This is a genomic window from Rickettsia endosymbiont of Urophora cardui, from assembly GCF_964030725.1.
Taxonomy (GTDB): Bacteria; Pseudomonadota; Alphaproteobacteria; order Rickettsiales; family Rickettsiaceae; genus Rickettsia.
In genome coordinates, this window is sequence record NZ_CAXIPY010000003.1 from 1 (window position 1) to 12,485 (window position 12,485).

Genomic DNA, 12,485 nt, shown 5'->3' on the forward strand with positions numbered 1-12,485 from the left:
GTAAGTTGCTTCACATAATTTATGGTGTTCTTAATAACAAAACATCTTTTAGTGCAAATATAAAAACCCTGTAAAATAAAATTGAGGTAAAATAATGAAAAAGTTGTTGACACTCAAGACGGTATCTCATCTTTATTTCTGAAGTTTTGACAAAAAATTTTTAATGATGCTCCTCGCAGCAGAGCTACGAGGTATCTATCCAAAAAGCTTTAACTGTTTTTGTTGAAATGCTTTATAAGAAGGTTTGCCTGAACCTCGATTCTGTACATAATTACGTAATTTCTGCTCATCACCATGTTTACCTACTGTGCTCATAAAATATCCTTTACTCCAAAACTCACTTCCCCATAATTTTTCTTTAAGATTTGGATATTTCTCAAACATTTTCTTAGAAGTAATACTTTTTATGATTTGAGTTATTTTTGTTGGGCTATACATTGGTATTGACTGTAATAAAAAATGTACGTGATCTTTATCTACTCCTATTTCTAAAAATCTAATTTCATAACGATCTTCTATGTGCTCACAAATTTTACACAAATAATCATCTAGTTCTTGATTGAATATTACTCTTCTATACTTTGCCGGCGTTACTAAATGATATATTAGTACTGTGACATTATGACTCTTATGTATATAACTGCTTTCTTCCATTCAAGTAGTATATCACGAAGCAGAGCTTCGGGGAATTAAACCCTGAGAGATTAAAAAAAGTGGCGAGTGTATCAATCTATAATTTGTATTATATATCAAATAATTTACTTTAAATTGTAGAAATATCACTCTTAAGCTGATAAAAGCACTAAATATTTAACTTTAAATATAAATTTTTACTTTAGTCAGAAAAATTAGAATTTTTGTCAAAACTTCAGTTATCTGTAATATTAGGACAAATAATCGCAAGATCGATATCAGAGCGTTCATTATTATCACCTCTAGCCCTAGAGCCAAAAAGCCATATTTCTTCTATAAATGGTAAAGACTCCAATTTCTCCATAAAAAGGTATGATTTTATATCTTTACTCATCTTATATCAAATATTTGGTAAATTGTCAGTATACATTAATACACTAGACACCAACATAACCCAAAATAAGGTTAGAGGTAAGAATACTTTCCACCCTAAACGCATTAACTGATCATAACGATATCGTGGCAGCGTTGCCCTAATCCATAAAAAGCAAAATAGTAAAAATCCAACTTTGAAAACAAACCAAAAGAAACCTGGAATACAATCTAACCATAATATATTAAATGGTGGCAAATAACCCCCTAAAAAGAAAGTGGTAGTCATCGCACTAACTAATATCATATTAGCATATTCACCTAGGAAAAATAAGGCAAAACCCATAGAGGAATATTCGACATTATAACCAGCAACTAGCTCTGATTCAGCTTCCGGTAAATCAAAAGGCAATCTGTTTGTTTCAGCAAGTACTGAGATAAAAAATACTACCCCCATCGGCATTAGCATTAAATCAATCCACCACGGCATAGTTCTCTGTGCTTCAATAATTTGGCTTAAGTTCAGAGTACCGGTAGCAAGTAGCACAGTAATAACAACAAGCCCCATCGATACTTCATAAGAAATCATTTGTGCCGATGAGCGTATAGCCCCAAGAAATGCATATTTTGAGTTACTAGCCCAACCAGCAATAATAATGCCGTAAACGCTTAAGGAAGAAATAGCAAGAATATATAAAACTCCGACATTAATATCAGCAAGCACTACACCTTCTGCAAAAGGTATAACTGCCCAGCCGATTAAGCTTAATATAAAAGTTATCATCGGTGCTAGGACAAATAATATTTTATCGGCGTTAGTGGGAATAATCGGCTCTTTAAATAATAGCTTTACTGCATCGGCAATAGGCTGCAAAAGCCCGAACGGACCAACAACATTAGGACCACGTCTTAGTTGCATAAGCCCAATCACACGACGCTCAGCATATGTTAAATACGCAACGCATAATATTAAAGGTATAGTAATCGCCACCACCTTTAATGTGATTATAATTAACGGAAAAATATATTCAAAAAAGAGTTCTGTCATAAATGTTAATGATGCTCCTCGCAGCAGAGCTACGAGGTATCTAAAAAAGTTTTAGTTGTTTCTTATGATATCACGAAGCAGAGCTTCGGGGAATTAAACCCTGAGAGATTAATTTTAATATCATCCCGCAACTTGTCTGTCATGTTGAATGACTCGAAAAACATGTATAACGTCATTTCTGCGTGGGTGCATGAGTGTCAACTTAACTCTGTGTCATCCCGTGGCTTGACCACGGGATGACAAATTATATTGGCTAGATTCCCGCCTATGCGGGAATGACATTATTATCACGCTGCCTCCTCATCTCTTTTCTGCTTAGCCTCTACGCATCTTGCCATGGTTACAGAATTCTTACTAATAACGTCAGTCATGTAATAATTAATAGGTCTAGAAGTTATAGGCTCTTTTGATAATTTATCTTTAGAGCTAAATTTAGCAAACTTATTCTCCATAATTTTACCGATATCAGCAAATACGGAATATTCTTTAGCAAGCTTTGTTCGTATTTCTTGTAAATTACTTACTAGGGTATCCACTTTTAAACAATCGGCAAGCTCCTTAATTATCGCTATATCTTCTTTAGCTTTCCCTACAGGTGATACTGCTTTTTCTGCTATTTGCGGTCTACCCTCTAGATTTACGTAAATCCCGCTCTGTTCGGTATAAGCAGCTGATGGTAAAATAACATCGGCTTTCGTAGCACCAATATCCCCATGATGCCCTTGATACACTATAAAAGCTGATTTAAGCTTATCCAAATTAACTTCATCTGCTCCAAGCAAATAAGCAAGTTCTATCTCTTCCAGTTTAGTATATTCAGTATTAAAACCGATATCAAGCCCACCAACCATCGATGCGTGATTGTGAAGCATATTAAAGCCTTTCCAATCATCACGCATGATATTATATTTATCGACTATTTTATAAATCAACGATAATATAGCGTATCCATCATTTCGTCCGTAAATACCATCACCTATTATAATCATTGGATATTTTGCTGCTTTTAATTCTTTTGCAAATTTATGCTCATCTGAAGCTAGCTCCTCAAGTATCCTAAGATCACTTCCTAAATCCTTAATTCTATAGGTTTGGTTATGTCCCTCTCCTATCCTTGCTACTTTTAATGAACCTACTCGGATTCTTCCGCCTATTCTACTATTTAGAACTGGTGCTATCTGCCTTGGATTTGCCCCGATTAACAAGCATAAATCGGCTTTTTCAAGTCCCGCTATAGTAGTATTAAATAAGTAATTTCCTCGCTGCGTAGTATCTAATTTATAGTCAAACTGATTAACGCTATAATTATTACAACCGATTTTTTGTAAGAAAGTTTTAAGCATAAACATTGCTTCAACGGAAGCAAGAGTCCCAGCGAAAGCAGTAATTTTTTCCGGCTTAATAGATTTAATTTTATCAGCTATCGCTTTTAGAGCTTCATCCCAATTTGCAGGGATTAATTTACCATTTTTTCTAATATAAGGCTGATCCAAACGCTGATATTTTAAACCATCATAGCTAAAGCGATTTTTATCTGAGAGCCACTCTTCATTAATTTCCTCATTAACTCTCGGTAATACTCGCATCACTTCATCACCCCTACTATCAATGCGGATATTTGAACCTTCTGCATCATGCACGCCAATACTAGCAGTATGTCTTAGCTCCCATTTTCTAGCTTTAAAAGCATAAGGCTTGGAGTTAAGAGCTCCAACAGGACAAATATCTATCATATTGCCGGAAATTTCAGAATCCAAAGTTTGCTCTAAATAAGAAGTAACTTCCATATGCTCACCACGATGGATAGCCCCCATTTCTTCTATTCCGGCTATATCATTGGCAAATCTAATACATCTAGTACATTGAATACATCTAGTCATCGCTGTTTTAATCAGCGGTCCCATATATTTATCTTTAATAGAGCGTTTATTTTCATGGAATCTATTAGTGCCTTTGCCATATCTAAAAGCCTGATCCTGCAAATCACACTCTCCACCCTGATCACAAATAGGACAATCAAGAGGGTGATTAACAAGCAAAAACTCCATCACTCCCCCATGGGCTTTTTTCACCATTGGCGTATCAGTATGAATAACCATACCATTGCCTACAGGCATCGCACAAGAAGCTATCGGCTTTGGTGATTTTTCCATTTCAACCAAACACATACGGCAGTTACCAGCAATTTTTAAACGCTCATGATAACAAAAATGTGGGATTTCTTTACCGGCTTTTGTGCAGGCTTGATAAACTGTAGTACCCTCTGATACTTCTATTTCTTGCCCATCGATCGTAAGTTTTATCATTCTTATTGTTTTAAAATTGTACAAATCAAGTTTGAAGCGGTTCTTCACTTGATTTGAAATTATAAATTTTTTAAATTACCACTTTTTAGTAAATTTTACTGAGGTATTCATTTCATAAATTGTTGCAATACCGCTACAAAACAATTCTTTTCTACTTTATTGGGTTATATAATATATTTGCTGTTCACATTATTTAATCCAATAAGTCATAGGATTTGGATATGCCTGATCTTCTATCATATATTTAAAGCCGATAGCAACACGCAATATATACCAACCAGCTAAAATAAAATATAACACTACGCCAATAACAATAAACGTAAATATGAAGCATGCAATCCACCCTAAGATACCAAGGCAAAAAGTACGGAATAAAAATACATAATGGCTAGTGGCAAAATTATCGCCTTTATCTTTATTAAGATATGCAAAAAATACACCAATTAAAGGCAATATCGGTGCTACTATTCCGCATAAATATAATATATATACCACAATTAAATTTTTCTTACCGCTTTCGGTATATTCCTTAAGTTGTTTATCCATATTTCTACCTTTTTATATTATTTTTGTAAGGCATTGTTGTTTGGAGTTTATACCTTTTAATTAATAGATTCCCGCTTTCGCAGGAATGACAATTAACCATTCAAATTCTCTACCACAAAATGCATAATACTACCATGCTTTATATAATTTATCTCATTATCTGTAAATATTTGCAATATTAAATCGATAGTTTGCATTTCGCCATTCTGTTTTTTTATAATACATTTAACCGGATTATAAGGTTTTATATGTTCATTTAAACCTATAATATCAATAGATTCTGATCCGTCTAATTTTAAATCAAAACGAGTCATATTATTTGTAAAAATTAGCGGTAATACTCCCATCCCGACTAAATTTGAACGATGTATTCGCTCGAAACTTTCAGCAATAACAGCTTTAACACCAAGCAACTGCGGACCTTTTGCTGCCCAGTCTCTTGATGAACCACTACCATATTCTTTGCCAGCAAAAATTACCGCAGATACACCATCTGTTTTATAATCCATTGCTGCATCATAAATAGTTTGCTGCATATTTTTTAGCTGGTTTATAGTAAAACCACCCTCTACTCCGCTGCACATTTCATTTTTTATGCGAATATTGGCAAATGTGCCACGCATCATCACTTCATGGTTTCCTCTGCGTGACCCGTAAGAATTAAAATCAATAGGTGATATTTGATGATCCGTTAAATATTTAGCAGCAGGACTAGTTTTACTTATACTTCCTGCAGGTGAAATATGATCGGTAGTAATAGAATCACCAAAAATTGCTAAAATTCGTGCAGATTTAATATCTTTTATACTATTTTTACTGCCTATATTTTCAAAATAAGGCGGATTGTTAATATAAGTACTGCTTTTATCCCAAGCATAATTAGAGCTGCTTGTTACCTCTAAACTTTGCCATTCTTTAGTTCCACTAAATATGTCGGAATATTTTTCTACAAACATAGATGAATTAATAGAATTTGCAATGACCTTATCTATCTCTTTTTTACTTGGCCAAATATCCTTTAAATAAACATCTCTGCCTTTATCATTTTTTCCTAATGGTTGATTTGTTAGATCAGTATTAAGGCTACCGCTAAGAGCATATGCTACAACTAAAATAGGCGAAGCAAGATAGCTAGCTTTAGTAAGCGGGTTAATTCGCCCTTCAAAATTTCTATTGCCTGATAAAACAGAAGCAACGACTAAGCCGTTTTTGTTGATGGTGTCTTCTATTTCTGGATTTAAAGGTCCTGAATTACCAATGCAAGTAGTGCAGCCATAACCAACCAAATGAAATCCTAATTGATCTAAATATTGATTAAGTCCGCTGCTTTTTAAATATTCCGTTACAACTTTCGAGCCAGGAGCAAGTGAAGTTTTAACCCAAGGCTTAACCTTTAATCCCTGCTCTATCGCTTTTTTAGCAAGCAAAGCTGCCCCAATCATCACAGAAGGGTTAGAGGTATTAGTACAGCTAGTAATCGCTGCAATCACCACATCACCATTACCAATTTCGTAATTCTGGTTTGCTACAGCATGTTTTGTATCAATACTTATATTATTTGAAGAAAAAGTCGGCAGCTCTTTCTTAAAACCACTTGCTACATCACCTAAATTTACTCGATCTTGCGGACGTCTTGGACCTGCTAGCGAACTTGTCACTTCAGATAAATCCAGCTCTAAAATATCAGTATATTCTGCTGCATGGTCAAAATTGCACCATAAATCTTGAGCTTTGGCATATTCTTCTACTAATTTGATTTGCTCTTTATCTCTACCTGTCAACTCTAAATATTTGATAGTTTCCTGATCGATCGGGACAAATCCGCAAGTAGCACCATATTCAGGTGCCATATTAGAAATAGTAGCACGATCGGCAATTGTCATAGCTCTAAGACCTTCGCCATAAAACTCAACAAACTTACCTACTACTTTTTTCTTCCGTAGCATTTCAGTAATTTTTAAGACTAAATCAGTGGCAGTAGCAGTACCTGTTAACTTACCTGTTAGCTTTACGCCGATTACCTCCGGCAGAATCATAGTAAGTGGCTGTCCAAGCATTGCAGCCTCTGCCTCAATCCCGCCAACGCCCCAACCAAGTACCGATAACCCATTCACCATGGTTGTATGGCTATCTGTACCAACTAAACTATCAGGATAAGCCACTCCATTGCTATGCCACACAACTTTTGCTAAATACTCTAAATTTACCTGATGGCAAATACCAGTACCCGGCGGAACTACCTTGAAATTATTAAATGCTTGCTGTCCCCACTTCAGAAACTGATAACGCTCTATATTGCGTCTCATTTCCATTGCTACATTTTTATCAAATGAGCTACCCGATGCATAAGAATCAACACTAACTGAATGATCTATGACTAAATCAACCGGGATAAGCGGATTGATTTTTAGCGGATCACCGCCTATCTTCTTCATCGCATCACGCATAGCAGCAAGATCGACTATGGCCGGCACACCTGTAAAATCCTGCATCAAAACCCTTGCCGGCATAAAATCTATTTCTGCATCTGATTTTTTATTCTTTAGCCATTCTTTGAATACCATTAAGTTTTGTTTTGCACCGGTACGTAGCACATTCTCAAACAACACTCTCAAACTATAGGGCAGTTTTTTTAAAGGCAAATTGATATCGCTTGCAGCTTTATTTATGTCGTAAATTTTGTATGAGATATTATTAACTGATAATTCTTTAAGATATTCTGCATTATGCATCTTTTGCATATTTTCCTCGTTTGAATAGATTGGTTTTTCTATTGTCAAAATGTCCTCAATGTCATACCGTGGCTTGTCCACGGTATCCAGAAAATAATAAAAAATACTAATTTTATTAGTATTTTTAACTGGATCCCGTGAATCTGAAGTTTTGACAAAAATTCTAATTTTTCTGACTAAAGTAAAAATTTATATTTAAAGTTAAATATTTAGTGCTTTTATCAGCTTAAAAGCGATATTTCTACAATTTAAAGTAAAATGATGCTCCTCGCAGCAGAGCTACGAGGTATCTAAAAAAGTTTTAGTTGTTTCTTATGATATCACGAAGCAGAGCTTCGGGGAATTAAACCCTGAGAGATTAAAAAAAGTGGCGAGTGTATCAATCTATAATTTGTATTATATATCAAATAATTTACTTTAAATTGTAGAAATATCGCTTTTAAGCTGATAAAAGCACTAAATATTTAACTTTAAATATAAATTTTTACTTTAGTCAGAAAAATTAGAATTTTTGTCAAAACTTCAGATATTACCTTAAATATCTCTTACAAGAGTAAGCCATGCTGCTTCATCAATAATTTTAATTCCTAGCTCTTTTGCTTTTTTGAGCTTACTGCCGGCATCGATACCAGCTATTACTAAATCGGTGTTAGAAGAAACACTAGCTGCAACTTTTGCTCCAAGTTTCTCGGCAGTTGCTTTTGCTTCAGCTCGTGACAAAGTTGGCATGCTGCCGGTAAATACTACTATTTTACCTGTTAAGCTACTTTGCTCTCTAGTCTCTTTATAATCTTCAATATTTAATACTTCACTTAAATTTTTGATAAGCTCAATATTTTCCTTAACATCAAAAAAATCAATAATATCTACTAACATTTTGTCGCCGATACCGTCAAGATTGTTTAATTTTTGATAAATTTCAGGATCGTTTTCTTTTAGTAATTCCATTTGAGCTATAAAATTTTCATAGCTACCAAATTCTCTAGCGAGTAACTTAGCGTTCTGCTCACCTATATGCCTTATACCTAAGGCATATATAAACCTAGGCAGGCTAACATTTTTTGATTTTTCTATATTGTTGAAAAGATTTTCTACAGATTTTTTACCCCACCCGTCCATATTTTCAAGTTTGGTTAAGCTAGCTTCGTTTTTTTCTTTTAAAAAGAATATATCATAAGGGTTACTAATTAAGCCTTTATCGATTAAAAATTCGACTTGCTTACGCCCAAGTCCTTCAATATCCATAGCGTTTTTTGATACGAAATGACGTATACACTCATAATTCTGAGCAGGGCAGTTAAGACCATTATCGCAACGTATTATAATATCTTCAGGAACATAATGTAATTTAGAATTGCAAGAAGGACAGAATAAAGGAGGATCAAATGTTGTGGCATCAGCAGAACGTTTAGCAAGATCAACTCCGGTAATTTGCGGGATTACGTCACCTGCACGTTGCAAAAATACATAATCGCCAACCCGTACGTCTTTTCGTGCTATCTCTTGATAGTTATGTAATGTTGCTCTGCTAACTATGACCCCGCCAATTTCTATAGGCTCAAGCTCTGCTACTGGTGTTAATGTACCGGTTCTACCTACTTGCACCGTAATAGAAAGTAGTTTGGTTTGCCCTATTATAGCGGGGAATTTGTGAGCGGTAGCAAACCTTGGCGACCTAGCAATGAAGCCCATTCTATCTTGCAAAGCAAAATCATTTAGCTTATATACTACCCCATCAATTTCATAAGGTAAATTTTTCCTGTTAGTTTTTAAATATTCGTAAAAGCTAAATATCTCTTCTTCGGAGTTTGCAAGTTTACCTATTTCATTAACGTTAAAACCAAGCTCTTTAAATTTTGCAAGTAGTTGATCTTGAGAGTTTGCTAGCTCCTCTTTTGCAGAACCTATAGCATAAACAAAATATTTCAGTGGTCTTTTTGCAGTAACGGAAGGATCAAGCTGACGAAGCGAGCCGGCAGCCGCATTACGAGGATTAGCGAATTTATCTTTGCCTTGCTGTTCTTGCTCTTGGTTTAAACTTGTAAAGTCATTTTTTTCAATATAAATTTCCCCTCGTACTTCTAAAAGTTCTGGAGCATTATTAATTTTGTGAGGAAAATCTTTTATTGTTTTGATATTTGCCGTTATATCCTCACCTATATAGCCATCGCCTCTTGTTGCACCGGTTGTAAGAATGCCATTTTTATAAGTAGCAGCAAATGACAGCCCGTCTATTTTAGGCTCGCAAAAAATAGGAGAGAATTGATCAAGGCGTAAAAAGCTTTTAATACGATCTAAAAAATCTTTTACATCCTCTTCATCAAATACATTACTAAGAGATAGCATCGGTACTTGATGCGTGACTTTAGCAAATTTATTTTCAACTTTAGCACCTACTTTTTTGCTAGGGCTATTTTCTAAGATAAGATGAGGACATTTTTGCTCTAACTTTAGATTAGTGTTAAATAGCTGGTCATACTCGGCATCTGAAACTAGTGGCTTATCTTCTATATAATAAGCATGGTTATATTGTGCTATTTTATCAGCTAGCTCTATTAATAATTTTTTTGCTTCTTCTTCGTTTATTTTTTCTATATTTTGATATTTTTTGTTCATTACTATACTTTAAGTGATTCAATAGCTCCTTGTTCAGCCCAAGCAAGAATTTTCTGATCTCTAGTTAATAAAGTATAGCTTAATCCATTAAGATACTGACACTAAATTTGTGGGATGCTATATGACATATTAAACATTACCACCATGTAAGGACCTTAGTGAAATAAGCTGTATCAGCTAATAGGTTGCTTTCTACGGCAACTTCAATTGAAATATCTTTAATAGCTAATCCTTAAATATTAATAATTGATTCTAGAAAGGTTTTTAAGGGCTGCCGAATATCTGAAGTTTTGACAAAAAATTTTTAAAATGATGCTCCTCGCAGCAGAGCTACGAGGTATCTAAAAAAGTTTTAGTTGTTTCTTGTGATATCACGAAGCAGAGCTTCGGGGAATTAAACCCTGAGAGATTAAAAAAAGTGGCGAGTGTATCAATCTATAATTTGTATTATATATCAAATAATTTACTTTAAATTGTAGAAATATCGCTTTTAAGCTGATAAAAGCACTAAATATTTAACTTTAAATATAAATTTTTACTTTAGTCAGAAAAATTAGAATTTTTGTCAAAACTTCAGGAATATCGATACGCTTTTTTTGTTCAAGCATAGCGATTTCCCATAAAGATATAGAAGATAAAAGTAGATAGTGGACTAGAAAAATCAAGACAAAAAAATGAGTAGTATGTTTTCCTAATTTTTCGATTATCAGGCAGCAATTTGCTGATAATTTTGCATATAATTCAGATATACATTCATAGGCTTTTTATAACCAATACTTGAATGAAATCTGTGATAATTATATTTATTCAGATAATGATCAATCCCCTCTTTTAACTCTTTAACATTGTTAAAATCATTAATAAAGATACAATTATATTTTAAAGTTCTAAAAAACCTTTCTATTACTATATTATCAATACTTCTACCTTTGCCATTCATTGAAATTTGGATATCTCATGCTCCTTGAGAATATTTATGTGGTCATAACTGGTATATTGGCTACCTTGATCACTATTAAATATCTGTGGAGCGTTATACTTACTTAGAGCTTGTTTCAAGACATCAGTTACAAGAGATGCATCCATAGAATTTGACAGTTTATAGCTCAATATGGCCTTGCTATGCCAATCTATAATAGCTGCCATATACATAAAGCCACCATTAGTTCTAATGTAAGTAATGTCACCACTCCAAACCTCATTTACATTAGACACATACACTTGCTTTGTTGAGCCAGATTTAGTCCAATATTGATCAAGTAAATAGCTATAGATCTTATGCTCACTATCGTTTCGAGAAGTAGATTTTTTCTTATGTGGGTAAATAGCTTCTATACCCATCATCCTCATATATTTCAGTACTCGATCTTTACCGACAATAAAACCATCTTCTAGTAACTGTTGATGAATATAGCGATAACCAAATTCAGGATTATCTGTATATATTTCATCTATTCTATTTAAAATACTTAATTTATTTATACTCATCTCCTTGGATTTATAGTAGGCTGTAGATCGACTAATCTTTAATAGTTCACACTGTCGTGATTTTGAGAGTTGATTTAGCTTGGAGTGTACAAGACTCTTTTTATTTGATAAATCCAAGCTTTTGAGCTTTCCCACGGTCCAGTCCCTCTCAACTGTGATTCTACCAAGAGCTTTAGCAAGTTCATCATTTTGCTCTTGTAAATGATTTATTTGTTCTTGATATTCACTCAAAACTTTAGCTGGTTCAAAAGCTAATGCCGCATTACCTAAAAACTGTTTTTTCCAATTTTGAATTGTTTTAACACTTATTGCATATTTTGAAGCTAACTGACCAAGTGTCGACTCCTCTTTTATTAATCTCTCAGGGTTTAATTCCCCGAAGCTCTGCTTCGTGATATCATAAGAAACAACTAAAACTTTTTTAGATACCTCGTAGCTCTGCTGCGAGGAGCATCATTTCTAATACTATCCCCGTTTTTTCTGAAGCACTAAAAATTTTTACTTTATTTTTCTTCATCTTTCCTCTTAAGTTTATTGCTATTTATTCTAACTTATTGCGGAAACACACTCCTTCATTTTTTTGTCCAATTTTTTCATGTATGGACCTCCTGTAGAATGCAAGAAAAAAATAACATCAATAATAAAAACAAACAAATGCAGTCATGTATCCGGCTTATAGCTGATAAATCAACCTAATTTATTCTACAGCCCTGATGGAATTCGCTGGCTTACAAACTATATACT

General features: G+C 34.0%; 9 protein-coding genes. All 9 read right to left on the reverse strand.

What is annotated here, in order from left to right; all coding sequences use genetic code 11:
- Positions 1–195 precede the first annotated feature (195 nt).
- Positions 196–654, reverse strand: a complete 459-nt coding sequence (gene tnpA / locus AAHI98_RS02650; RefSeq protein WP_342224976.1) for an IS200/IS605 family transposase — start codon at positions 652–654, stop codon at positions 196–198.
- Positions 655–868: 214 nt separating this feature from the next.
- Positions 869–1,027, reverse strand: a complete 159-nt coding sequence (locus AAHI98_RS18055) for a nucleotidyltransferase domain-containing protein (RefSeq protein WP_410526187.1) — start codon at positions 1,025–1,027, stop codon at positions 869–871.
- 6 nt (positions 1,028–1,033) lie between these two features.
- Positions 1,034–2,053 (reverse strand): NADH-quinone oxidoreductase subunit NuoH, encoded by a 1,020-nt coding sequence (gene nuoH, locus AAHI98_RS02660; RefSeq protein ID WP_342224977.1) that lies wholly within the window; start codon positions 2,051–2,053, stop codon positions 1,034–1,036.
- Positions 2,054–2,340: 287 nt separating this feature from the next.
- The gene (gene nuoG, locus AAHI98_RS02665; RefSeq protein ID WP_342224978.1) at positions 2,341–4,359 is read right to left on the reverse strand and encodes an NADH-quinone oxidoreductase subunit NuoG; all 2,019 of its coding nucleotides are present in this window, start codon (positions 4,357–4,359) and stop codon (positions 2,341–2,343) included.
- Positions 4,360–4,548: 189 nt separating this feature from the next.
- Positions 4,549–4,905 (reverse strand): DUF4870 family protein, encoded by a 357-nt coding sequence (locus tag AAHI98_RS02670; protein ID WP_342224979.1) that lies wholly within the window; start codon positions 4,903–4,905, stop codon positions 4,549–4,551.
- A 92-nt stretch (positions 4,906–4,997) separates the two neighbouring features.
- Positions 4,998–7,646, reverse strand: a complete 2,649-nt coding sequence (gene acnA, locus AAHI98_RS02675; RefSeq protein WP_342225017.1) for an aconitate hydratase AcnA — start codon at positions 7,644–7,646, stop codon at positions 4,998–5,000.
- Between the two features lie 525 nt (positions 7,647–8,171).
- On the reverse strand, positions 8,172–10,253 hold the full coding sequence (ligA, locus tag AAHI98_RS02680) for an NAD-dependent DNA ligase LigA (protein WP_342224980.1): 2,082 nt from the start codon (positions 10,251–10,253) through the stop codon (positions 8,172–8,174).
- A 706-nt stretch (positions 10,254–10,959) separates the two neighbouring features.
- Positions 10,960–11,193 carry an integrase core domain-containing protein gene (locus AAHI98_RS02685; RefSeq protein ID WP_342224981.1) on the reverse strand — a complete coding sequence of 78 codons (234 nt, stop codon included), beginning with the start codon at positions 11,191–11,193 and terminating at the stop codon, positions 10,960–10,962.
- Positions 11,190–12,137, reverse strand: coding sequence for an IS3 family transposase (locus AAHI98_RS02690; protein WP_342225018.1), 948 nt, complete (start codon positions 12,135–12,137; stop codon positions 11,190–11,192). The genes AAHI98_RS02685 and AAHI98_RS02690 overlap by 4 nt, the downstream gene beginning before the upstream one ends.
- Between the last annotated feature and the right edge of the window lie 348 nt (positions 12,138–12,485).